The organism is Gardnerella sp. DNF00983, from assembly GCF_049244265.1.
In the GTDB taxonomy this organism is placed as follows: Bacteria; Actinomycetota; Actinomycetes; order Actinomycetales; family Bifidobacteriaceae; genus Bifidobacterium; species Bifidobacterium vaginale_J.
In genome coordinates, this window is record NZ_CP058392.1 from 1,096,543 (window position 1) to 1,122,272 (window position 25,730).

12 protein-coding genes, 2 tRNA genes and 1 pseudogene are annotated in these 25,730 nt (G+C 45.4%); 2 read left to right on the forward strand and 13 right to left on the reverse strand.

Annotated features, from left to right (window positions below):
- Positions 1 to 34: 34 nt before the first annotated feature.
- From xseA to HXT34_RS04200, 11 genes are all read right to left on the reverse strand, one after another.
- Positions 35 to 1,444, reverse strand: a complete 1,410-nt coding sequence (xseA, locus tag HXT34_RS04150; protein WP_421785456.1) for an exodeoxyribonuclease VII large subunit — start codon at positions 1,442 to 1,444, stop codon at positions 35 to 37.
- A gap of 119 nt (positions 1,445 to 1,563) precedes the next feature.
- Positions 1,564 to 1,637 (reverse strand) — tRNA-Lys (locus tag HXT34_RS04155).
- Positions 1,638 to 1,982: 345 nt separating this feature from the next.
- Entirely contained in the window at positions 1,983 to 3,128 is a 1,146-nt protein-coding gene (locus HXT34_RS04160) for a class C sortase (protein WP_421784503.1), read from the reverse strand.
- Positions 3,129 to 3,221: 93 nt separating this feature from the next.
- Positions 3,222 to 4,961, reverse strand: coding sequence for a SpaH/EbpB family LPXTG-anchored major pilin (locus tag HXT34_RS04165; RefSeq protein WP_421784505.1), 1,740 nt, complete (start codon positions 4,959 to 4,961; stop codon positions 3,222 to 3,224).
- Positions 4,958 to 7,906, reverse strand: coding sequence for a hypothetical protein (locus HXT34_RS04170; RefSeq protein ID WP_421784507.1), 2,949 nt, complete (start codon positions 7,904 to 7,906; stop codon positions 4,958 to 4,960). Before HXT34_RS04170 ends, HXT34_RS04165 begins: the two co-directional genes overlap by 4 nt.
- Before the next feature lie 962 nt (positions 7,907 to 8,868).
- Positions 8,869 to 10,014: a class C sortase gene (locus HXT34_RS04175; RefSeq protein ID WP_421784509.1), complete on the reverse strand. Its 1,146-nt coding sequence runs from the start codon at positions 10,012 to 10,014 to the stop codon at positions 8,869 to 8,871.
- Between the two features lie 797 nt (positions 10,015 to 10,811).
- Complete coding sequence (locus tag HXT34_RS04180; RefSeq protein ID WP_421784511.1) at positions 10,812 to 11,396, reverse strand: hypothetical protein; 585 nt, start codon at positions 11,394 to 11,396, stop codon at positions 10,812 to 10,814.
- A gap of 386 nt (positions 11,397 to 11,782) precedes the next feature.
- Positions 11,783 to 13,420, reverse strand: coding sequence for a SpaH/EbpB family LPXTG-anchored major pilin (locus HXT34_RS04185; protein ID WP_421784513.1), 1,638 nt, complete (start codon positions 13,418 to 13,420; stop codon positions 11,783 to 11,785).
- A gap of 285 nt (positions 13,421 to 13,705) precedes the next feature.
- Complete coding sequence (locus HXT34_RS04190) at positions 13,706 to 18,823, reverse strand: Rib/alpha-like domain-containing protein (protein ID WP_421784515.1); 5,118 nt, start codon at positions 18,821 to 18,823, stop codon at positions 13,706 to 13,708.
- Between the two features lie 1,310 nt (positions 18,824 to 20,133).
- Positions 20,134 to 20,574 carry a helix-turn-helix domain-containing protein gene (locus tag HXT34_RS04195; RefSeq protein WP_415683382.1) on the reverse strand — a complete coding sequence of 147 codons (441 nt, stop codon included), beginning with the start codon at positions 20,572 to 20,574 and terminating at the stop codon, positions 20,134 to 20,136.
- 189 nt (positions 20,575 to 20,763) lie between these two features.
- Entirely contained in the window at positions 20,764 to 21,018 is a 255-nt protein-coding gene (locus HXT34_RS04200; RefSeq protein ID WP_165844139.1) for a DUF4160 domain-containing protein, read from the reverse strand.
- Between the two features lie 662 nt (positions 21,019 to 21,680).
- On the opposite strand from HXT34_RS04200, the gene HXT34_RS04205 reads away from it, so the two are divergent.
- Both HXT34_RS04205 and HXT34_RS04210 read left to right on the forward strand, forming a co-directional pair.
- Complete coding sequence (locus HXT34_RS04205) at positions 21,681 to 21,956, forward strand: type II toxin-antitoxin system RelB/DinJ family antitoxin (protein WP_019260758.1); 276 nt, start codon at positions 21,681 to 21,683, stop codon at positions 21,954 to 21,956.
- A gap of 17 nt (positions 21,957 to 21,973) precedes the next feature.
- Positions 21,974 to 22,236 (forward strand): annotated as a pseudogene (locus HXT34_RS04210) (Txe/YoeB family addiction module toxin).
- 101 nt (positions 22,237 to 22,337) lie between these two features.
- Here HXT34_RS04210 and HXT34_RS04215 read toward each other — a convergent pair.
- A tRNA-Arg gene (locus HXT34_RS04215) sits at positions 22,338 to 22,410 on the reverse strand.
- Positions 22,411 to 22,761: 351 nt separating this feature from the next.
- Positions 22,762 to 25,710, reverse strand: coding sequence for an ATP-binding cassette domain-containing protein (locus tag HXT34_RS04220; RefSeq protein ID WP_421784518.1), 2,949 nt, complete (start codon positions 25,708 to 25,710; stop codon positions 22,762 to 22,764).
- Positions 25,711 to 25,730 lie beyond the last annotated feature (20 nt).

Genomic DNA, 25,730 nt, shown 5'->3' on the forward strand with positions numbered 1-25,730 from the left:
CCTTGTATCTAAAATATCTAAAATATCTAAAAAATTACTTACTTGACTTTTTACTTGGCTTTCCGGCAGCTACTTTCGTTCCAGCTACTTTTGTTCCAGTCACCTTGCCAAGCACCACGCCGCTTTTAAGCGTAACTGTCATATCGTCGCCAACTTTCGCTAAAGCCGCGTCGTCAAGCACTCGCCCACCGCTGAGCTGCACAACAGCATACCCGCGATTCAAAGTCGATTGCGGACTCAACGCAGTCAAGCTCGCGTGAGCCTTCTCAACAGTCAAGCTCGCGTCGTCAAGAAGTCTCACCAAACCGTGACGCATTCGCTCAACAGCCTGCTCAACCAAGCGCTCGTGCGGCTCAAGCATAGTGCTCGGGCGCGTAAGGCTCGGGCGATTCGCATAACCCTCAACGAGGCGGATCTCATTGTCGACGCGCGCAGAAATTCGCATGCGCATAGTTTGCAACGCGTTATCAATAAGCTGCCACTGCTCGCGAACGTCCGGAACAACGCGCTTTGCAGCATCCGTAGGAGTCGAAGCGCGCATGTCTGCAGCCAAATCGATAAGCGTCCAATCGTCCTCGTGACCAATTGCGGACACAATCGGCGTCACGCACGCAGCCGTAGCGCGAACCACGCCCTCGTCCGAAAAACCAATCAAATCCTCAAAGCTACCGCCGCCGCGAGCAACGATAATAACGTCAACCTCTGGGTCCGCGTCGAGCTGCTTAATTGCGGCAATAATATCCGCCGGGCACTGCACGCCCTGCACGTGCGCGTGAATAACTTTGAAGCGCGTAACAGGCCAGCGCAAATTCACGTTCGTAATAACATCGCCCTCCGCGCGAGCTTGAGGAGCGCACACGAGTCCGATACACTTAGGAAATTCCGGCAGCGGAACCTTATTTTCAGCGTCAAATAAGCCCTCGCCCTTAAGCTTTTTGCGCAACTCGTCAATTTGCGCTTTTAAGTCGCCGGCACCGACGCGGCGGATTTCGTCTGCAACGAAGCTCAAACGCGTGGCTTTCACCCAAATATCAGCCTTGCCGTGAACGACTACGCGGTCGCCCTGGCGAAGTTCGCGCGCCTGCTGCACGAAATTGCTGAAGCCCATTACGGAAATCGACACTTCTTCGTTACTGTCGCGAAGAGTGATGTAACCGGAAGAGGAGCGGCGCATGTTGATTTCGACGATTTGACCCTCAATCCACGCTGCTGGCCAGCGTTCTACTGCACTGTGGAACTTTTGGCTTAAGATTGCAACAGGCCACGGGTTTTCGGCAGTCGTGTCGGCGGCTTTTAGAGGAAGCTGGCGCGGCTGAGCTTGCTGCGGAGTAAGCGACTGCGACTGAACTTGTTGCGACTGCGACTGCACTAAATTTAGCAGCGGTTGTTGCGACGGCTGCGGCTGTTCAAGATGGGCATCATCCTGGAATAATTGCGGCATCATATTTGACGAGGTCATGTTTCCAGCTTGACTGCAAAGAGGGACAAACGCGCGCTGCTGCATATGCGTGACGGAGGGATTAGATACAAAAAACCCAAGCGGTGAAGCTTGGGTTTTGTTTGTGCCCCCTCAGGGATTCGAACCCTGGACACGCTGATTAAGAGTCAGCTGCTCTAACCAACTGAGCTAAAGGGGCGTTGGTTACCTTGGTTCGTTTCGCGAACCGAGTAACTACTATACTCAGAATGAGCTTGCGCGCAAGTGGGCGTGTCGCATTAGTGTATCGAGAAGCAGCACAGTGCGCTTCTCGATACACTAATGCGGTAGCGCTTGCTTAGGGTTGAAAGCACGGTGTGCTTTACGCGCGCGACGACATGCTTGAGCGCAGCACAGCGCGCGCGAAAGCAACTCGGAGCGGAAACTCGCTCAAGTTGGAAGTCCAGTGGACTTCCAACGCGAGTTTCGTAGCGAGCGCTTATAGCACGAGCGTTATCTCACATCTGGAGGGATTAGCAATGCTGCGCTCAGGCAGGTCGTCGCGCTACTCGCGGCGCAACTTACGCAGCATTTTGCGCGAAACCGCCAGCAAATGCCTGCCTTGCACACTACTCACACCATTCTTCTTTCGCAACGACGCAACCAGCATCATCGCCATCAACACCGCAGACATCACCATCGATATCACAAACAGCGTCATCCACAGCGGCCACTGCATATGGTCGCCCGGCACGTTAGCAGGATCCGGCAGCACGCGATACCCCGTCACGAGCAGCCTGTGCGTGTTAATTCCATACGGCGTGCACGTAATCAGCGTCGCCAAGTCGCGCCCCTTTTCGCGCCGCAGCAAACGAATATCGTTCGGCTCCACCACATTTATGCGAAACACTCTGTACCGAAAAGTTTTGCCTTGCACATCAAAATAGAAGTAGTCGCCTTTTTTCAGCGTGTTTAAATCGTCAAACATCGTGGCATCCGGCATACCCGTATGCGCCGTCACAACCGTGTGCCTGCTTTTGCCACCCACCGGCAAATCCGTGCCGTACAAATGACCAGCGCCCATTGCGAGAGTATCTTGAGTAGTTCCGTGGTAAATCGGCAGTCTAACGCCAATTTTTGGTATTTTCACGATGCCCATAATCCCCATCGGCTCGCTAAGCATTTTTTCGTACTCTTTATATTCGGGAGTGTCCATGTAGTCGTTACTGCCGTTATACGGGTCCGCGCTAATAATCGCCTTGTGGCGAGCGTTGTATTCACGCGCTTTTCGCAAAATTTCCGCGCGATTTTCTTTAGGTTTTTCCTTATTTAATTTGTCGTACTCGATTGAAAGTTCCTTGGCAGCATGATTGTTAACCAAAGTAGAAACCACAGGATAGCTGAAACACAAAATGCCAATAGTAACAAGCGCAATTGGCTCAGCCAGCTTGCGAAGTGTGGACATTGGTTTTGGGGAAGATTGCTCTTGTGCGGATTGCGGAGACTGCTCTTGTTGCGATTGCGGAGACTGCGATTGTGATGATGAAGATTGCGAAGTTTGCACAGACTGCGCAGATTCAGTATTTTCGGAAGACGCAGCAATTCCAGAGCTCGCTGAATCTTCCACACTTTTGGAGGACTTATTAGCGCGCATACGAGTCAGACGCTTAAATAGCGCGCGAGCAGACTCTGCAAAATCAGCTAGCTTCATAATTCCTCCAATAAATAAACAGGGAGCCGGGAAAGCGTTAGTTAACGCGCGCCCGACTCCCCATTTTCGTTAATGCTTAAAGAAAGGGATTAACTAAGCGCGGAGCTTAGCCTGCTCCTCTTCCTTCTTGCGACGACGCATGTACACAAAGAATCCGGAGCCAACGAAGCACATGCCGATAACTGCGAAGATGATTACGCCAGCAGCACCGGTCTTTGGAAGAAGGCTGAGCCAAGAGCCGTTGCTATCGTCTGGAACGTCCTCGAACTCGAAGTTCTTGGTTTTATCAGTATCCTCAACCTTTACTGCAACAGCCTTAGGGTTACGAATGTAGCCGGTTGGGGCAACAGTTTCCACAACGTAGTACGTCTTACCGCGAACTACTGAATATTCATCAGTCTTAGCATCAGTGCCCTTTGCGTCTTTCTCACCGAAGTTAGTAGAAGCAGCAGAGCAAGCAGTAGTCAAATCGTTATCTTTCTTTCCGTCGGTAATAGCCTGAGAGCACGTATTTGCACTAGTTTCATCAGCAAACAGCTTAAACTTTGCAATTCCTGTTGTAATTGGTTTTTTATCCTTTGCAGAAAGCTTCTGAATAGTGAACTTTGAGAACTTCACTTCCTTGTACACTTTACCTTCAACAACGTCTGGATTACCAGTTGTGTGCGAAGGAATTAAGCCGCCCTTGTTAATAACAGTGCTGTTGCCAAGTGTATTAGAACCAGCAAGAGTGAACTCTAAAGTAACAAATACCTTTACTACATTGCCAGCGTTATTGTTAGCAGCTGTAGCAAGCGCAGTCTTACCGTCATTAGTGAAGGAGATAGTAATCTTCTTGCGTGTAGTATTATCGGTTTTATCCGTAAAATCTTCTGGACCGCTAACGGTGTAGTCAGTAGTAGGAAGCGTCGTATCACTCTCTACAGGTGCTTCGCCGGTTCCAAGTTGTACCTTTGTAACTACGTTTTCATAAGTTGTGAAGTAGTTAGCAGGAGCGAGATCTACTACAGAATAGCCTTTAAAATCATCGGCAGTAAGAGCTGTAGCATCAGCATCCGCTGCCTTCATCTTGTCAAGCTCAGCGCTAATGGTGTAGGAAATCTTATCGCCAGCGCCAACAGTCTTAGAAGTATCCGCAGTCTTCTTAACGCTATTGCTCAAATCCTTGTTCTTTGGATCCGCGTATGGAGCATAGTTGTAGACTACTTTGCCATCAGAACCCTTCTCAATCCTTGGGATTGTCATATAGAATGGCTTGGATTCGGCAGCAGAGAAGCCCTTTGGAGGATTTGATTCTGTAACTTGATACAGACCGATTCCAAGATCGAACTTCGCAACACCCTTATCATTAGTATTTTTTGGAGAACCAGTAACAGTTTCAGTGGTTATTCCAGTAGCAGTGCCTTTATTAAGACCATCAATATTATTGGCGACCTTAACCCAATCGGCGTACTTAGTTAAGTCAAGATCCTCCTTATCACTTGCATTAAGCTTCGTCACCTTTTTTACAGTGAATTCGGCACCAGGAACAGGAGTTGACTTCTTCTGCTTTTTGGTGGTTGAGTCAACCTCGTACTTCCACTTGAAAATAGTGAGGGAATAAGTCTTTGCCTTATCGGTATCATTAAGCTCCCATGGCGCATCACCCTTCTGCACAGGTTGGGATGGATTACCAAGACCAGTAACACCGCCTTGAGACTGACCACCCTGTTGTATACCAGGCTTGCCAGCCCACGCAACGCCGGACACTGTCACAGCACCCGCCGCGCACAGCGTCCCAGCCATTGCGAGCGAGGCGAATGCGGCGACGCATCGTTTTGTGAAATTATTCATTTCTTCTCCTTTATTTCATTGCCCTTGCGAGCAGATACTTCAGTGCCCTTTTGAACAGCTATTTCACTGACATTTTGAGCAGAATTTCTGTACACAAAATTTTTCATAAATGCGCGCCCCCACTGTGTTTGGTCGAGAGCAAACGCAAGAACCATAAGACTTGTGAAAATCGTTGTAGCAACGCTAAGAATCATGTTCCAGCCTGCGAATCCCGTCTTTGGCAGTTTAAAAGGCTCAACAACGTGAATTGGAACCACGGACTTCGTCCAGTCCTTGCCTTCTACGAGGCTAGTGTCGCCGTCAAGAAGAGTATCGCCGTTTGTTACGGAAGTTTCATCAGTCACTTTAGTTGTATAAGCATCAAGCGCATTCGGCTTCAACGCGTACACAACGCACTGGTAATCGCCTGTTTCTGTAGGCGCACCGCCAATAATCGAATCCGTGCGTTCGACTGCATAGAATGGATTTTCTTCATCCCAATTATTTGCTTTGATATCACGCTTATACAACACATGTTTAGTGCTACAGGAAGCAGAATCACCATTACATTTATCAGCTTCTTCGAACGAATCAACATGGCTCCACTGATGAATCTGATCACCGTTTGGAGCAGCCAAGCCATCAACACTACTAGACCAAACACCCACGCCACTAGAGCCATTAGTGTCAGCAGAGCCGTCTTTGCCAGCTTTGCTCACATTAGTGCACAAAACTTTCAGCGAAATCTTATTGCCTATATCATGCAATGACCACGCATCAATATACGGATTCAAAAAACGCATTCCGCGCATCATTGTGATGCCCTGGTCTGGATCTACATCACCATAATCGTCTCTTTGCGAATCAGACTTATTACTATCCGAAGCTTGCTTAGTTGTTACACGCAACTTTAAATCATCATCACCAATTAAAGATACAGAATTATTGACCGCAACTTTTAGATATATTGGTTTACCTTTATTGCTAGATTCATCGTCTTCTGAAGAAGAACCATCAGGATAATGTGCAACCACAGGAACAAGATAATTTCCTGTTTTCATCCACGAACTTACTCTAATGGTAACTTTCCCATATTTCTTTCCTGAATCTTTAGAATTATCTCTTCCATGCTTGTCTTTTTTTACATCTTTAGGCTCATTACTTTGATTGCCCTTAAATGAAGCCCAATCAGGAACTGGGTGATCAGAATCATCCTTATATTGCTTTATCTCAAACCAAGTTCCGTCAGGAAGATGACGCGTATGAGCTAATTGTTTACGGCAACTACCTACACCACATTCGTTAACAGGTGCTACTGAAACCTTCTTTTCTCCAGGAAATACTGACACACCATATTTGTAGTAAGGTTGATAGTAGTAAGACATTTTGCGAACAGTAATGTTCAAAGTCTTAGATTCCCAAGTAATTCCTTTACTTGACTTAAACAAATCTTCTGACTTTAGCGCAGAATCAATTTTATCAATGTTGTTAGAGTTATCTTTAGCTATTTGATCAAATTTTATTGCAATAGAATCATCTTGCACATCATTAGCGTTAACTTTATTTTTTAAAGCATATACTTTACATACAAAATTGCCTGAGTTTGTTGGAGAACCAGCAAACTTACCAACTGTTCTTTCACTAACACTTATAGGCTCATATTCAGAATGAGAATCTGCATACTTTTCGTACACGTAATCGTCATAAAGTAAGTCAGCCATATTGCAGCCTTTAGCAGGATCATCAAAACATTCTTTTTGCTGCTTGTAGCTGGCATGCTTCCAAACTTTTACGTTAGTATCATCTTGTTTTAATTCAAGCCCGTTAATTCCGCCATACTCGTATTTTCCACCGACAGGCTTGCCATCAGAATTCTTTTCGTAGCAAATCACACGCTGATTAATATTGCCTATGCCAAGATGCGCAGATGAATCAAAAGTGGTTTTTTCAACCTTTTGACCAGCCATTAACACTAAATCTGATTCATCAGACTGACCATACCTATAGTCTTCATTATCTTCACTATTTATCGAAAGGGACAAATCTCCGATTTGTAGCTTATATCTGTAAACATGAATATTAGCGTAAACAGCAGTTTTCTTATTAAAAAGGATATTTCCTGCATTGGAATCATCTGATGTAGTTCCATCTGGATAATGCACAACTACGTGCACCTTATAATCTCCATCTTTAGTCCACCTATTTGGTTTGAAAGTTATAACGCCATAATTATCCAAATCATCAGCATCATCATCTGGAATTTTTTTGGTCGTCTTACATTCAGTAGCATCATCGCACTGTTCGCCTTCAAAGTTAGCCCAGTCGTACGCATCGCCTTTATCATTTGTATTTGCTCTTTTAACTTCAAACCACGTACCAGCAGGAAGATATCCAACTTTAATCTTCTTATTATTAGGTACTTTTTCACTCATAGGAGTTTTAGATGCATTGTACGCACTACCAGAAAGATTTCCTGCAAATATACTTGATGTTCCGCTATAAACCGGATTATAGAATTGCGCGCTGTTTTGGTTATTGTTGGCAGAACTTCTCTCACCGTTCGACCCAGTTTGAGCAGATTTAGCAGCGGTTTTATCTTCTTTACTTTTACTGTCTTTATTAGCCTTTTTATCATTGGAAGCCGCGTTTTGAGGATTTGCATTAGTCGTTACAGAAGTATGCTGCTCAGGCTTACCACCAGGTTGCTGCTGCTCAGTCTTAGACTCAGCCTTTTTCTCAGCAGAACTACCCGGTTGATTTTCAGCCTTCTTATCCCCTTGCTCCGCAGCACCGGTATCCTTCACAGAATCAGCACTTTTCGAAGTCTTAGTTGTTTCTTCGGTTGATGCATTCGACGAAGCAACAGGCACAATCGCGAGAGTTGCGAGAGTCAGCACGCAGGACGTGAAACCGCAAATTACGCGCATAATCTTAGAAAGATTGTTACGACTACGTTGCGGAAACATCTCTAATCACCTTCGTTAAATTCAAACTCTCAAAATTTGCGTAGTCATCATTACAAAATCAAAAACCACACAACGCTGCAAAACCTCTCTTAATTGCAGACACAATGCTTGCAACTATACCCCCCCCCCCTAGGCATTTTGCAAGCCTAATCGCGAAATAGAAGTAGTAAATGTGATGAGCGACAGACACAGAATGTGTTAGAATTTGTTTTACCTGTGTAGGTTGCTCCTACACGTGATTTCATTGAGCTCTTGTTCGTTAAGGACAAGAGCTCAGTTGTTTCTGGATGGCGGTTTTGCCTATAACCCTATAACCCGCTGTTACTAAAGCAGTACGCTGACTGCGCTAATAACGCTAAATGCCGTTTTTTCGCGCGTATCCGACTTTTTCTTTACACGCACGTAAAGTTTCTGCCGGTATTACTCACGTAAGCGGCATAAACTGCGCGCCGCTGTAAAGTTTCTGCCGTTTTTTCGCACGTAACCGACTTTTTCTTTACACGCACGTAAAGTTTCTGCCGTGTTGAGGCGTGCGAACGACCGTTCCTTTACGTGACTGCACAGTTTCTGCCGGTATTTGTTACTGGTGCAGATTAGTGACTGCGTTAGTAACGACCTGCTTTCGCGCTGCGATTTAGCGCGCGCGTAAAGTTTTGGTAGGAATCTAGTTGGGAAGCGGCATAAACTGCGCGCGGTTGTAAAATTTCTGCCGTTTTTTCGCACGTAACCGACCGTTTCTTTACACGCACGTAAAGTTTCTGCCGTGTTGAGGCGTGCGAACGACCGTTCCTTTACGTGACTGCACAGTTTCTGCCGTTTTTTCGCACGTAACCGACTTTTTCTTTACACGCACGTAAAGTTTCTGCCGGTATTACTCACGTAAGCGGCATAAACTGCACGCGGCTGCACAGTTTTGGTCGTTTTTTCACGCGCAATGCTGCGCTCACCGCACAGTCGTCGCGTTACTCGCGGCGCAACTTACGCAGCATTTTGCGCGAAAGTACCAGCAAATGCTTGCCGCGAATGTCGAGCTGTCGCCCTCTCTTAGACGTTGCAGCAACAATCATCGTGGACAAAACAATCAATGAGAACACCATTGCAATCACAAATAGCGTCATCCAAAGCGGCCATTGCACGTGGTCCTCCGGCGGCTTCACAGGGTCCGGCAGCACACGATACCCCGTCACCAAAAGTCTATGCGAGTTCACGCCATACGGGGTACACGTTAGCAGCGTTGCCAAGTCGCGCCCCTTTTCGCGCTGCAACAAACTGATATCGTGCGGATCCACAACGTTGATGCGGAACACTTTGTATCGCAAAGTTTCGCCTTGCACGTCGAGGTAGAAGTAGTCGCCCTTCTTCAAATTCACCAAATCGTCGAACATGGTTGCATCCGCAAGACCCGTGTGCGCGGTAATAACTGTGTGGCGGTTCTTGCCACCAACAGGCAAATCCGTGCCGTACAAATGACCAGCGCCGTGCGCTAAAACTTCCTGCGAGCTACCGTGATAAATAGGAAGTTTTACACCAATCTTCGGAATTTTTACGATGCCGATAATGCCCATAGGCTCTTCAAGCGCCTTAAGATAACGCTTGTATTCAGGCGTGTTAGTTACGTCTTTTTGACCATCCGGACTATACGGATCCGTGGTAAGCATATTCTTGCGAGTTTTATTGTAAAGCTTCGCGGCACGAATGTGAGCGCGACGCACGTCACCAGCCTGATCGTGGTTATACTTGTCGTACGCGTTAGAAATTTCCTTCGACACGCGATTATTCCAAAGCGTTGAAACAACAGGATAACTGAAGCACAAAATGCCTGCCAGCACGAATGCGATTGGCTCGACGATGCGGCGGAGCTTGGATTTTTGCTTAGACTTGTGATTGGATTTTTGATTGCTTGCGGCGGATTTTGCTTCGGTTGCGGTTGATTCGGTTGCGTTGGTTTGAGTTGCGTTATTTTCGGTTGCGGTTGATTCAGTTAAGTTTGATTCGGTTAAGTTGATTTCGTTTGTTTGGGTTGCGTTTGTTTGGTTTTTGAAAAGCTTGTTTTGGGCGATTTTGTTGAGGAAAGCATATACTTTAGCAACAGCGTCGTTTAATTTCATGCTTCCTCGTTTCTATGTTTATGTACGTAATTTTATTTTATGTGGTGTGAGTTTTGGGGCTGGTGTTTGGCTGGCGGATTTCTTTGCGTGGCTGTGTGAGATAGGAATTACTTGTCTCGCAGCGCTCCGCTTTTTCTTAGTGTGGCGCGAGTTTTGGGAGATTTCTCTCCTCGCAAGTTCCCGTCCTTCGTCGCTTTGGCTGTTAGAGATTTTACTGTATGCTTCGTTCTTAAGGGATGTTGCTTCCTCAGTCCTCTTTTATTGCTCGTAGAGAAATCTCCCAAACTCTGCGTGCTAATCGTTAATAACCGTGTCCATCGCAGAGATTTTTCGATTTTTCTTCTTCGCTTGGCGAATCAGCAGCCTGCGGCTCTGACGTTCGCCGCGCTCAGTGCGAAAAATCTCAAATCTCACCTCACGAATATTCGTGCAACTAAAGTCGCGCAATTAAGCTTCGGGTGAGTTCGTAGGTTGAGGTTTCTGGTGTAGTGTGTGCAGCAGCGTGAATGCTAGTGTTCTTTGGACAGTAGGAAATCAGCGTCAGCAGAGCAATACTGCTAAAGTTCACTAAGCAATAAGTAATCGCCGTTTGCAAAGCATTACTGCAAAGCTACATTAGCAACGTTAGCAGAAGCATTACTGCAAAGCTGCAAAACCACTTTTCGCAGAAGCACAACTGCAAAGCTACATAATCGACGTTAGCAAAGCATTGATGCAGAGCTTCATTAGCAATGTTTGCAAAGCAATGATGCAAAGCTTCAGAAGCTACGCTTGCAGGTACTCAGCTTAGCGCAATACTACCTGCCGAAATTACTACGACGCACTGAGCTACGGTTGTAAATGCGTATGCTTGTTTTCTTAGGATTTGGTTGAATTGTGTTATTTATTTTCTCAAGTTCAGCCCTAATAAGCTTCATCTCATTAAGTTCAGCTTCTAAAGCCTTCATTCTTTCATATCTAGCTTCTTCGTATCTTATTTTCTCAAGTTCATCTTTAATAAGCTCCATTTTTTCATACTCTTCATTTGCCGCTTTTAAAGATAAAGCTTTAAACAATGCAATAAACAATACAACTAGTACGACGAAGGACAGTAGTTGATTATCTTTAACAACAGAAAATATATAAAGAACAACAGTAATAAGTAAACTTGAAATGAATTTCGAAATAAAACCACTCCAACAATTGTATTTACTTCTTAATTGTACGAGCTCTTTTCTTAATTCTCTTTCATTGCCAATCATTCCTGATAACGTTTCTTTATAATATTGGTCAATTATTCCATTAATAGTAAATATTTTTTTAAATTCTGAAAGCTTATTTTTGCAGGTACATATTCTTTCCCAACAAAAACCTTTGCCTTCATCTGGATCTTCGTTTGACATTGCAACTTCTTCTCTATAAATGGCTAATTGTTATTGATTAATGTTCTTTCTGAATGGAAAGAATGGAAAGAATGAATACAGCAGACTGCGCTGTGCGAAGAAGAGGGATACTCGCGCATAGCACAAGCGAGCAACACATGCAGCGATAAACGCCAATCGCACAACGCACGTGGCAAGACACCACAAAGCGCATCACGCCGCAGCAAACGCCGCAAGCGAGCAACACACAAGCGAGCAACGCACGCATCACGCCGGCTAGCGCGAACACAGCGCAGCCTGCTAAGTTTTCAGTTATAAGCCAGGCGATTAAAGTTCCGACGCGCAAACAACATGCACGCCTAAACTCAATCGCCTAGCGGATTGCAATTCCTAAGAATTGCGTGGAATCAGGCAGCCTGCTGCTCTTCATCCTTCTTGCGGTTGCGCAAGAAGATGAACATGCCAACAGCAACCAAGCACATGCCAGCCAACGCGAAGATAATCACGCCTGCAGCACCAGTCTTTGGAAGACTGAACCAGAAGCCACCGTCCTTAGTCGGGACATCCTTGAAATCGTAGACGTATGCAGTTGCAGTCGCTTGATTAGCTGGAATAGTAACCTTTTCAACAGCTGGAGACAAAGCAAAATTATCTGGAGCCGCAGTCTCTACAACGTAGAACTCTTGGTTAACCTTTGCCTTGAAAGCCTTAGTCAAACCATTAGCAGCAGTTCCATTTGCTTCGTTCGCAAAGCCCTTAGTAGACTTATTATCGCAATTAGCAGCAGTACGATCCTTATCAGCTGCGCAAGCCTGTGCATCGGCTAATTTAGCGAAGATTGCAAACTTAGCTTTAGCAAGAGTCTTAGAAGTATCAGTTCCGTCAACCTTCTTAACCTGGAAGTCACGAAGAGTTACCTTAGACTTCGGATCTGGAGTTGGGTTCTTAGGTTCTGGCTTAGGATCCGATTTATTATGACCCTGCTGGAAACCATACTTGTTAACAACCGCGCCGTCAGGAACATTTTCCTTAAGCGTGAACTTAAGCTTAACAGTTACCTTCACGTCATAACTAGTTTTACGCTGGGTAGCAATCTCAGTAAGACCAGCATCATTAAACGTAATCTTTAAACGAGAATAGCCGTTGTCGATGCCATTTGTACCATTACCAGCCACTGGCGCTTCAACTGTATAGTAGTGTTGAGTTGCGTTATCTTTTGTGAGATTTTTATCTCCAACCTTAACTTCAGTTACAGCAGTAGTTGCTGCTTCGTACGCATTGGTTGGCACATCATCCCAAACAGCATAGTCTTTGAAATCATCTTTCGTATAATTAGCTGCAGGAGTATTACTGGTCGTAATTGCAGAGGCTTTAATTTCGTATGGAACTTCATCCTTTGCACCAACCATGCCAGTGGTATCAACAGTCTTATCAATAGCATCTTTAGTGTATGCGTTCTTAGGATCAACACTTACCTCATAAGTGTAAGTGTTATTCTTTTCAGTTGACTTACGAGTGATTTCTGGAACAGTCATGAAGAATGGGTTAGCAAGCTTTTCATAACCATTGTCAACACTTACTTCTTCAACCTTATACAAGCCGATACCAAGACCGTCGAACACTGCAACACCGTCAGTAGTATCTTTTTCGGTTGACTTAGTGTCTAAAGTGATACTAGCTGTATCATTTGGAGTTGCATTAAGCGTTGGCACTTTAGCAGCAACTGCTAACCAATCCTCTTGTGATGTTAAATTAAGGTCTTTCTTATTGTTGTCAGATCCAAGAATCTGCGTTACCTTGGTAATCTTAAACTTAGCGTTAACGTGGGTTTGCTTTACGTTATCGCCTTCATACTTCCACTTGTTAATGGTGATTTTACCAGTGCAATTCTTATCGGTCTGATCCCATGGTGCCTTAGAAACATCACAGGCAGATGCAGCAGCCCAAGCAGAGCTGTTTGCCACCACGGCGCCGGCGACGCACAGCGTGCCAGCCATTGCGAGCGAGGCGAATGCCGCCACGCATTGTTTAGTGAATTTATTCACTTTCTTCTCCTTTATATCAGTGCCCTTGTGGGCAGGTTTTGAGGAAAATACGTTTATTGTTTTATTTTGTGTTGCGCACGGTCGGCGGAGTCATCGCAAAGCCGCATGAACTCTGTCGGCGGCTACGATTTGCGCCGCGCGCAGCAAGATTAAATCCGAACCATGCTCCGGCATAATTACCGTTACTGTGTAACGTCACTGTGTACCATCACTACGTAACGCGTAATGCCATTGCCAGCACATGGAACGTTGATACTGCAGTTTTTAAGCTGCAGAAAATTTTCATCAGCATCGCCACCTTTCGCTACGTTGCCTTAAAGCGCGAAGCTTTTTGGCAGTTTTGCAGATAAAATCTTTAATCAGTGTCTTACGCAGCAATGCATCAAGCATCGCGCGCCCCCACTTGGTTTGCTCAAGGAAGAACCCAGCCGCCATCACGCCCGTGCCAATCACAGCAAACGCACCAAGCAGCACGTTCCAGTTCATTCCGCCGGTCTTTGGCAGCGAGAATTTGTCGACAACAGTAATCTTGAACGTGAGTCTATCCCAATTGGTTCCCTGCTTCAAAGAATTATTACTCATTAAGTTACTAGCATCCTTATTAGAAGGATTGCTCATAAACGTATTATCGGAAGCAAGAGCATTGAATCTCTTCAGCGCAGCATCATCCAGCGTAAACACTGTGCAATTATAGTCGCCAGTTTGTTTTGGAGTGCCGTCAACAATATCTTCTGTTCTAGCGATTGCGTTCTTAACACTATTCACATCACTCTGGTCATTAATGAATCCATAAAGTGTATGTGCAGCATTGCAATTCCCTCGTTCGCGACAATTCATTTGCTGTGCTTCGTTAGCAAAGCTCCATTGAGTAGACCTACTACCATTGCCAGGAATATAAACAACACTTTGATTTTCATCGCTGGTCCAATTACCACTTGCACCATCTTTGTGGCACAGCATACGAAGGTTAAGCTTATTCTTGCTAGTCAAACTCCAAGTGCGAATGAACGGCTTTCTAAGCAACGATATGCCATTCATAACATACAGCCTATCTTTCAACTCACCATTCATCGGCTCGCCAGTTTGCGGATCCTTATCTTTGTACAATTTAAGCAGAAGATTACTTTGATCTAAGCCTTTGACTGTAACCTTCGCATACACAGGCTTGCCCTGATTTCCAGCATCCTCATCTTCCGACGTTGAACCATCAGGGTATGTAACAACCACTGGAGTCTCATAATCTTTAGCACTAATGGTCACATCTGGATAGAAGGTCACCTCGCCGGAGTTGCTATAACCAATTCCAGAAGACTCTTTCATAAATGACCATGGAATGACTTTATGTTTATCGTCATTTGTATATTGCTTAAGTTTGAATTTGGTGCCTTGTGGCAAGTCACCAACCTTCATATCCTTATACATTTGACCTGAATCTGTAATACCACCAGCCGTTACACCAGTTTCTGGCTTAACACTTTTAGGTTTTTCGGTAGTAACCTTATTGCCCGCTTTTACAGTAACAGGAACATACTTTGGGTTGTAATAGTGAGCGTCACTATGCACATGAATTGGGAATGTTACAGACTCCCAATCAACATGCCTCATAGTATTGTTTTGAGGATTTTTACTATCTTCCTTATTAGTCAAAACTCCATTAATAACGCTTTCTAAAGTCCTACCAGACTGATTCTTTACAAAACCTTTTACAGCTTTTTCAAACTTAGTTTGTAATCCACCATGTTTACCTTTATTTTCAAGGTCTTTAATAGCGTACACGGTGCAAACAAAATCACCATTTTTCTCAACTGTTCCATGCAACCAACCGCGAGTACGCTCAGTCGTGTCATACTCGTCGCCATAAAGGTAAAGATCATTATTACAACTCTTGTCTTTATTGCACTGCTGACGCGTCTTTTCTGACCTAGTCCACTGAGAAGGATTCCCATCTTCAAAGATTCCGTTATCCTTGTTGCCTTTTCTACCAGCAAGCTTTAAACCATTAACTTCATCAAACTTATAATTTTCACGTGCGCCAGTTTTCTGGTTGATTTCGTAGCAAAGCATATGCTGATAGATTTTGCCTTGCTTAGTACTTGACCAAGAGTCGAAGAACATTGGGTCTTTCCTATTGGCAGGAATCTTCTTACTATCCTTACTCTCTGCCTCAGTTAAATCCCTAAGCTGATCACCCTTTCGGAAGCGCATACCTTCACTATCATTATCAGAAATATGTCTGCTCAATTGCCTATTAGAGTAAACATTTAACTTCAAGTCTTTTCCTGTAACTGGCTTACCTACCACACTCACGGGAGCATACACTGGCATACCTTTATTACCAGAATCATCATCTTCTGAAGTTGAACCGTCTGAATAATGTACAATCACAGGAACAAGATAGTCAATAGTACGAGTAGTCTTAAGCGGCTCAAAAGTAACTTGACCATACTTAGTGTCAGTCTTAGTATCTTCTGGCTTATTATCATTCTTCTGCTTATTACTGTCTTTTCCTTCGAAATTAGACCAGTCAGGCTTATCTTCTGAATTCTTATGCTTAGAGTACTTTTTAAGCTCGAACCAAGTGCCCTTTGGCAAAGAAGTACCATCCTGCACCAAATCATTCTGGCTGCTATCGTTTTTATCTACACCGTTAGCACCACGATAGCTTTCTGGAGCATCAGACTTTGCTTTACTGCCAGCTTGCACTTCAACCTTTGTGTAACGTGGGTTATACTTATGCGCTAGTGAACGAATAACAATATTAACGTCTTTAGAAACCCATTCAGTATTTTTACTATTCGCCGGCAAAGCAAAATCATGTTTGTTTTCTTGTACAAAAGCGTCGAATTTTTTCTTAGCATCGCTGCCATCACTCAACGCAAACACACGACAAACGTACTTACCACCCTTATTAGGACTTCCTTTAATTTCTCCACGAGAACGCTCAATAGTGTATTGGTCATCATCATATAATTGGCTCTGACGGTTGCAAGATCCGCCATTAATCCAGCACTGCTGATCTTTGTCACTAGCATGAGCCCATTTCTCAGTTTGCTTAAAAGTTAATCCACTAAAAGAGTTAACACTATCTTCGTTGCCACTACTAAAGGTGTAATCCTTCTTTTCTACTTTACCGCCCTTGCCTGTAGTTTCCTTCCAGCACAAGGATTTCAAAGAAATTTTACCAGTTTTATATCTAGACCACGAATCAATCCACAAGCCTGGATTAAGCGGAGAATTTATATCAGCGTAAACTGTTCCATTATCTCCTAAATTAGTACCGCCTACACCATCATGAATATTCATAACAATGTAAGGATTTGAAGGCTCTGGACGTTTTACGTTAACAGTAGCGTAAACAACGCTTTTTTCGAAATCACCATTCTTATCAGCATTACCAGCATTTGAATCTGTAGATTTAGATCCGTCAGCATAAGTCACTATCACTGGCGAATGATACTTACCGCCTTTTCTCCACTTGTTGGAATAAAAACGAACTTTGCCGCTATGTAAATCCTTATTCTCAATACTGCTCCAATCAAGAAAAGGATCGCTCTTATTATTACCATTTACATACTGCTTAAGCTCAAAAGTAGCATCGTTAGGGAGATCACCAGTCTGAATAATATCCGCATTCTTCTTAGAATTATCACGCACGCTCTTAACAGATGCGTAAACAATTGGCATTACACGAGCCTGATTATCACCGGTTTTTTCTGTCAGATCAATTGGGGTGTAAACAGGGTTGTACAGCGAGGCTTGCGAAACAACCTTGATTTTAGTTGGGTGCTGCTCCGTAACAAAAGAGCCACGATCATAATACTTGCAGTTATACGGATATCGAGAAGGATCAGGATAAGTAATTTTTGTACCAAATTCAAGAACTTTACCCTTATCTTCTTTTCTAGGGTTATAAGTTACATGACCAGTTCTGCTATCAATATACACAGAGCCCTCAGGCATCTTAGATGGAGAACTAACTACTTTTACACCATTAGGAATTTTGTTAGTAAGCTCATATTTTATGCCAAGATTGGTAGGCAAATTAGTAGTCGTACCACCATCGTATTCAAAACTGCCATGCGAAGAATCACCTCCCCACTCACCGGTTCTTGCAAACGGTTTCACTGTAACAGGGCGATGATATGTAGTAATAGGAATATTATCTTGCCCATACTTTTTATCATCCGAACTATTGTATTGAGGGTATGAAATCTCATCGCCATTTGTCGGATTCATTCTTACTTGATGCTCAACGTAATCAGGAATACCATCACCATCAGTATCAAATGGACCCATAGCAGCCCACTTGTTACGTTCACTATTCCCCCAATAACCTGCACCTACACCAGTTTTATTAGAATCCCAACCAGCAATAATAGGTAAGGTTTCTGGATTAACACCATCTTCAACAAATGCTTCTATATGCCACTCATAAGAGAAAGTTGTATCACCCTGAGCCCAATCAAGAAATACGCGACCAAATTTATTGCTGGGATCATTCGAATTATTCGGATTGCCTCGCCACTTGCGAATCTCACAAAAACCGTATTTCTTTCTAATTTCGGGGTCTCCACAGGTAGCATCATCGCTTTTACCAAGTTTTTCTCTACCTAACGAGTATTTCCAAGCCTCATTAAAATAATAATCGCCATCAGCGTAGGTATAATTATGCTTAGTACTATTAGTAAATTCACTTGGTCTTTGACTATTATATTTTACTTCTCTTTCAAATTCCCAATGACCCTTTTTTTCTTTTTCATTATATACAAATTTTCTCTTAATAGCAGTGCGAGTTACGCGAACTGAACTTTGATGCGAAGCATCACCATCCCTAAGACCTTTTGGAAGAAAAACTGTCAAATCTGGCCTACCATCCCACGGCGAACCATCTGACTTTGCATTTCCTTTAGGAGGCACATTGAAAGATAAAGAATTTAATCCCATACCATTCGCATTGAAGGTAATATCCCAACTGATTTTAGTTCCACTTTTGCCATAATCACTATCCCACTGATTGTATTGAATATTAGGATAGCTAATAGAAACATCACGAACAGCATCACCAACCCAATAGTCACCATCAGTAAAATATCCATTGCCAGCGTAATCCCACCAAGCCTGAGTTGCGTTAGCTTCTTTTACCGGCGGCACAACAAAAGTTGCGAAAAGCGTGGCGGCGGATACGAGCATTGCGAAGATCGCGCGACGGAAAGTACGAGAAGTGCGTGATGGGCGATAAGCAGAAGCATCAGAGTTAGAGGTTGCGCTGGATACGGTTGCGCTGGCGGTGCTGGAGGTAGCGTTGAGCGCTACATCGCGCTCGCTGGTCTTATTCCAAGCCAAAGCGCGCGACGCAAGACGACCCACGCGTGATGCGAATCCACGGAACTTTGCTGGTAACATTTTCTCGCCTTCCTAATCCTCAACTGCTGCACAAGCCGCAGTATATCTCAAATTCCAACTCTCTAAATGTCAAACTTCAAACACTCAGCCTGCATACGATGCCGATGTATGGCAAATCAAAAACCTTGCGCACTCGCTACTACGAATGCAACTAACTGAGCCAAGCACAGATAGCCAGTATAACATACCTGTATGCCCCATATGCAAGCATATTTGCTGAAAACCTCTAACAGTTATACCCCCCCCCATGAATGATTTCAAGTAAAACACGAGTTATAATCGCACATATAAAAAATTTCTATAATTCACGAATCTCGCTAAAAAATCTACTGCAAAACGCATTTATAATGAATAATTTCCGACGCAAAAACGACGAAATCGCGTCTTCGGCGTGTCTAAAAACTGCTCACTTCCCCAACCCAAAGCACTACATGTTGTTATAACGCATGCATCGCACCGCTATATGCTGTGCTGTCTATGTGCGCGCACTTCGTCGCTGTGTGTTGTGTGCTGCGCTTGCTGTGCTGGCTGTGTACTTCGTCTCTCTATATATATACTGTGTGCAATTCGTCACCATATGCCGTGCTGCTATATATACTGTGCTTGCTATGTGCTGTGCTGGCTGTGCGCTTCGTCTCTCTATATATATACTGTGTGCAATTCGTCACTATATGTCTCCTGCGCACGCAATCCCGGCAGAAACTGTGCAGCTGTGTAAAGAAAAAGCCGCCTACGCGCCTTAATCCGGCAGAAACTGTGCAGCCGCGTAAAAGAAAAGTCGGCTACGCGCGCAATCCCGGCAGAAACTGTGCAGCCGCGCGCAGTTTATGCCGCTTCCCAGCCAAATTCCGACCAAAACTTTACAGCCGCGTAAAATAAAAGTCGGCTACGCGCCAAAAAGCGACAAAAACTGTGCAGCCGCGCGCAGTTTATGCCGCTTCCCAGCCAAATTCCGACCAAAACTGTGCAGCGGTGTAAAGGAAAAGTCGGCTACGCGCGCAATCCCGGCAGAAACTGTGCAGCTATGTAAAGAAACGGTCGGCTACGCGCCAAAAAGCGACAAAAACTGTGCAGCTGTGTAAAGAAAAAGCCACCTACGCGCCTTAATCCGACAAAAACTGTGCAGCCGCGCGCAGTTTATGCCGCTTTCCAGCCAAATTCCGACCAAAACTTTACGCACATGTAAAGAAAAAGTCGCCTACGCGCGCTAAAACGGCAGAAACTTTACAGCGGCGTAAAGAAACGGTCACTTGCTCGCCTTAATCCGGCAGAAACTGTGCACGAATGCGGACAGAAGGTGCGAACACAACTCAATCAGCACCAACCTGATTCCCATACTCTCTAACCATTGCGCTACGAGTAACAACCCACTGCTTGCCGTACTTTTGCGCATCAACGCCCTTAATAAGCTTCTTATACAACACCGCTTTTCTAAGAGTCGACTCGCTTAAATTCCACAAATCGCTCGCGTCCGCAAAAGACATTAAATTGTCAAACGGCGTTTTAATCTGCTTACCATTGTTCCACAACTCGTCGCACGAAACATCTAAATCATCATTCCAAACAATGCCATATCCGCCAACATCTACAACAACTTTATTAAACAACTCTGGATCTTCCAACGCTTTAAACGTTGGAAACTTGCTCAGCAGATTACGCACATTGTATTCTTTAAAAGTTCCGTTTACAAACTGCACACGAAGACGCATATTTGCACACGCTTTTACATCTTTAATCTTATGAAACTTCATAATCTCTCCTTTGTCACATTTGCAAAACTCACTATTACAAAAACTCACTATTGCAAAACGCTATTGCAAAACGCTCAGTCTTTGCCAACACTACTAACGCGCTACCCTACTAACGCGCTAATGCACTAATTCTTCTGATTAATCTGCTTAAAGCGCTTAAAAACTTAAACGTACTAGCGTACTAGCGTATTAACTCAGCGGTTCTATTTTCTTAAATTCTTGAGTGTTCCACATAGTAATCAACTCATCTTTGTGAAATTTTATCCACTCAATCACCATGCACTCTGCGCGCTTTGGCAAATATCCATCAATGACTTTGCATAACTGAATATCTAGAGCAGCAACATAATTGCCATAAATAGCATGAATATGCGGCGGATTATGTTCTGCGCTGGCAAAATACATTCGTATAACAATCCCATAAAACCTTGAAATTACAGGCACATTCACCCCCTCTTTCTTTTTCTGATTTATTTCTAGTTTCTTTCTGATTTATTTTATAAGCATTAAATCATACCGGTAATTATATCACGATACAGTGATATTTAACGCACGCCAACAAGCGAAAATAGTGCTTGCTAAGTTTAGTGCGTGATGCTAGGTGCTAAGGGCGAAGTGCGAGACGGGAGGTGCGAGACGCAACCAAAACTACTCAACAGCGCACAGTTTATGCCGCTTCCCAGCCAAATTCCGACCAAAACTTTACGCACGTGTAAAGAAAAAGTCGCCTACGCGCACAATCCCGGCAGAAACTTTACAGCGGTGTAAAGAAACGGTCGCCTACGCACCAAAAAGCGACCAAAACTGTGCAGCCGCGCGCTACGCTCCAAGCGAAAAGGCATGTCGTGTAGCTCGCGCGGATTAGCCGCGTTCACGTCCTCGCTTGCGTTGAAAGCACACCGCGCTTTCAACCCCAAGCAAGCTCGGCGCTCCGAGTTGCTTTCGCGCGCTAAATCGCAGCGCTCAGGCAGGTCGTCGCGCAAGAAAATCATCAATAATTGCTTGCATAATTAATGATATTTACGTTACATTATATAGAATTATTGTATACTTATATGCGAGTATGAGAAAAAGTACAAAATTCAACATAGACATAGGAGTCCAAAATGACTACAGCAACAACAGATATAGTAAACGTAAACTTTCGAGCAAAGAAAGAAGACAAACTCAACGCAGAACGAGTTTGCAAAGAACTCGGAATCTCTATGAGCGCCGCGCTGAACGTGTTTATTAAAACTATTGGTCGCGAAAAGAGGATACCGCTAGATTTTTCGCTAGATCCGTTTTACGAACCGTCAAATCAAGCATATTTGAAATCGCAGATTGACGGCGTGAGAAATGGAACCATCAAGCTCGAAGAGCACAATCTAATAATGGATTAGGACGTAGGGTTCAAACAATGAGAAAGATTGCTTGGACTCCAGATGCCTGGAACGACTATCTCTATTGGGAAAGCGATAATAAGACTCGTAAAAGCTCAACAATATTATTAAAGAGATTATGCGGAATCCAATAGACGGAAAAGGGAAGCCTGAACCACTCAAAGGAAACTATTCCGGTTGCTGGAGTAGACGAGTAAACGATAAGGATAGAATCGTTTACTCATTTACAGATGACGCGATTATAATCTACGCCTGCAGAGGCCACTACGACGATAAGTAGGGAAAGTAGGGAAAGTAGGGAAAGTAGGGAAAGTAGGGAAAGTAGGGAAAGTAGGGAAAGTAGAGAAAGTAGGGAAAGTAGAGAAAGTAGAAAATCAAAAGTGGGCCTAATGGGATTCGAACCCACGACCTTCTGCTCCGGAGGCAGACGCTCTATCCACTGAGCTACAGGCCCGCGACTCGAGAAAGTATACACGCTAGTGAGGATGCGCGAGGACCTGCTTGAGCGCAGCACAGCGCGCGCGAAAAAACGACAGAAAGTTTACAGGCACGCACAGTTTATGCCGCTTCCCAGCCAGATTCCGGCAGAAAGTTTACACGGGAGTAAAGTTTCGGTCGGATACGCGGCAAAAAACGGCAGAAACTTTACACGCATGTACAGAAAAGGTCGTTTGCGCACCAAAAAGCGGCAGAAACTTTACATCGGCGTAAAGGAAATAACGCGCCGCTAGCAAAAGCCGCTATCAAAAGCCGCTATCAAAAAAAAAACAGCTATCAAAAGTAGCCATCGCGCGCACAGAAAAACTCACGCACCGCCGAGGAAAGCGAAGGCGCCGAAGTAAAGCGCAGCCGCAACAGCAACCGACGGCACAATCGCGCACACAGCAAAAATCCACCAATCGCGCGCACGCACACGACTCACGCGAGCGTGCGAACGCGCGCCAACTCCCCCAAAACCGCGCGCTTCCATAGCCGTGGCGAGCGTCGTCGAGCGTCGAATCGAAAGCACAAGCAGCGCAAACGACTGCGGGAAGAACGCCCTCACGCGATGCTCATCGCCCAAACCGCGCGAACGCCTCGACGCAGTCAGCGCCGCCCAATCATCCTGCAGCACACCAAACAGCCTAATTCCAGCCAAACCGCCGTACACGAATCGATCCGGCAAATGCAGCACCTGGCTAAAAGCATCCGCCAAATCCGTAGCATCAAGCCCAATCACCATCACAATCGACGGCACGCCAATCGCCAAAATCCTGAGCGAAGTTGCAACAGCCAGCATAGCCGAACGATCCGTAGCATGCATCAGCCACCACTGGAACCAAGTATTTCCGCCACTTTTACCGTATAGCAACACAGTGAGCGCGGAAGTCGGCGCGCCCACCCACACAGGCCACGAAAGGCGAATCACACGCCATGGCGGAAGCTTAATGCACGCAAAAATCACAAATTCCAGCAGCAACGCGACCGAAGCAGAAACGCAATCAAGCGTAAAAAGCAGCGGAATCGAAGCCGCGAACGCTCCAAAAATACGAAATACTGGATTAATTGACGCAAGAAGTGGCGATTTGCTGGAAAGTTTCGCTTCCTCATCGCGATTGTTTACTGCGCTCACTTTGATACGCGAAATGTCGGTTGCGCCGGTAGTTGCGGAAAGCGATTCGGAAGATTTTGTTTCGGAAGATTTTGCAGCAAGCGCTTCGGTAGATTTCGCTTCAGCTTCAGCACCACCCACTTCAGCAGCTTCAGCTTTCGCATCCGGCACAAGCTCAACCAAGCGCGCACCCAACGCCTCAACCAACTCGCGGTCGTGCGTCACCACAATAATGCTCACACCCTCGCTGCGAAGGCTTGCAATCAAGCGAATAATTTGCAACCAAGTTTTGCGGTCCTGCCCAAAAGTTGGCTCATCCAAAATCAACACACGCGGAGCCGCAGCAAGCGACGCCGCAACAGTCAGACGGCGCTTTTCGCCTCCCGAAAGCGTGTATGGATTCGCGTTCGCGTAACGCGCCAAACGGAATCGCTTCAGCAACTCCTGAGCCTTCGCGCGCGCCTCATCCGGCGAAACACCCGTGCGAAGCGGCCCCAACATAACCTCATCCAACACCGAACCGCACGCAAACTGATGCTCCGGATTCTGAAAAACGTACGAAATGCGCTTCGCCAAATCAGGCGACTTCCACTTCATTGGATCCGTGCCGTTCGCGCCTTGAGCAAGAGCATCACTCGCCACAACCTCACCGCTTACTGCCGGCAAAAGACCAGCCAAAGTGAGTGAAAGCGTTGACTTTCCAGCACCGTTCGAGCCGACCAAAGCCGTAATCTGCCCGGCTTTAAACTCAAGATTGATGTGACGCGCAATCGGCTCGCTATTATGGCTGATTGCGAGGTCTTTCGTGGAAAGTAGCACTTCTCCGTAGCCTTCTGCTGGATCGCAGTTTTCGTAATATTTTTCAGAAGATTGCGCGTTTGCGAAAGAATTACTTGCGGAAGAATTACTTGCGGAATAAGTATTTGCAAAAGATTTTTCGTAAGATTCCGCATTTTCGGAAGATTTTGTAGTTAAGGAAGATTTTTCGTAAGACTTTGCGTTGCGCTTGTAGCGCTCAGGAAGCCAGATTCCAAGATCCTCAAAGTCCAAATCAGTGCGATTAAATACCTCGTCTGGCGTGCCGTCCGCCACAATCACCGTGCGCGAAGAAGCCGCGCGCGCAATATCGTCATCGTGAACCGTTTCGCTATGAACGGTTTCGTCGTGAACCGTTTCGTCGCGAGAAGTTTCGTTGTTCGCAGTTTCGTTCGCAGCTTTCCCTTTAGCAGCTTCATCATTCTCAAGCCCAAGCACAACCACGCGGTCGATCATTTCTATCCACGGCTCCGCGTGATGCTCCACAAGCACCATCGTGGCATGCGTAGAATCCAAAACCGCGCGCACAGCACCCACAATCTGCTGCGTGCCATCCGGATCCAAATTCGCAGTCGGCTCGTCCAAAAGCAGCACACTCGGCTGCATAGCGAGCGCGCCCGCAAGCGCCAAACGCTGCATCTGACCGCCGCTTAAATGCGAAGTTGAGCGATGCAATTGCAAGCCATCCAACCCAACTTCTTTAAGACTTTTGCGCACGCGATCCCAAATCTCGCCGCGCGGAACGTTCATATTTTCCGGACCAAACGCAACGTTATCCCCCAAACGCTGGAAAATCGCCTGTGCATCCGGATCCTGCAAAACCAAACCAACACGACCGCGCGCACGTCGAACCGGCACGCCGTCAACCAAAACGCAACCCTCGCTCACGCCACCATCGGCATCTTCGACGAGAGTGGTTTGCTGGTATTTCGCGCTATTTTCTACGCTATTTGCGCTGTTTTTTGCGCTATCTTTCGAGCTATCTTCGCTATTTTTCGCCACAAAATCATTGCCAATAAGACCTGCCGCGCCGCTTAAAATCGTGGACTTACCTATGCCTGATGCGCCAAGCAGCAACACGCGCTGCCCCGCCTTAATCGTGAGGTCCAACCCGCGCACAGCAAAAGCGCGACGGGAAGCATGACGATAACCCCAATTCTCAAAACGAAGTTCAGCGTTACTTGCGTTAGAAGCGTTATTACTAGCTCTACTTGCGTCACTTGCGTCACTAGCGTCACTAGCGTCACTAGTTTTATTAGCATCACTGGCGTTGCTGATACTCTTGCGATCACTTAAATCTGCTGGAAGGAAAGTTTCAGATTCTTGCGATTGAGTAGCATCAGGCATAGTAAATCCTTTATGGCAAT

Bases quoted from the DNA above. Each gene is read 5' to 3' on its own strand.
- xseA (WP_421785456.1), bottom strand. From the start codon at position 1,444: ATGATGCCGCAATTATTCCAGGATGATGCCCATCTTGAACAGCCGCAG.
- HXT34_RS04160 (WP_421784503.1), bottom strand. From the start codon at position 3,128: ATGAAGCTAGCTGATTTTGCAGAGTCTGCTCGCGCGCTATTTAAGCGT.
- HXT34_RS04165 (WP_421784505.1), bottom strand. From the start codon at position 4,961: ATGAATAATTTCACAAAACGATGCGTCGCCGCATTCGCCTCGCTCGCA.
- HXT34_RS04170 (WP_421784507.1), bottom strand. From the start codon at position 7,906: ATGTTTCCGCAACGTAGTCGTAACAATCTTTCTAAGATTATGCGCGTA.
- HXT34_RS04175 (WP_421784509.1), bottom strand. From the start codon at position 10,014: ATGAAATTAAACGACGCTGTTGCTAAAGTATATGCTTTCCTCAACAAA.
- HXT34_RS04180 (WP_421784511.1), bottom strand. From the start codon at position 11,396: ATGTCAAACGAAGATCCAGATGAAGGCAAAGGTTTTTGTTGGGAAAGA.
- HXT34_RS04190 (WP_421784515.1), bottom strand. From the start codon at position 18,823: ATGTTACCAGCAAAGTTCCGTGGATTCGCATCACGCGTGGGTCGTCTT.
- HXT34_RS04195 (WP_415683382.1), bottom strand. From the start codon at position 20,574: ATGAAGTTTCATAAGATTAAAGATGTAAAAGCGTGTGCAAATATGCGT.
- HXT34_RS04205 (WP_019260758.1), top strand. From the start codon at position 21,681: ATGACTACAGCAACAACAGATATAGTAAACGTAAACTTTCGAGCAAAG.
- HXT34_RS04220 (WP_421784518.1), bottom strand. From the start codon at position 25,710: ATGCCTGATGCTACTCAATCGCAAGAATCTGAAACTTTCCTTCCAGCA.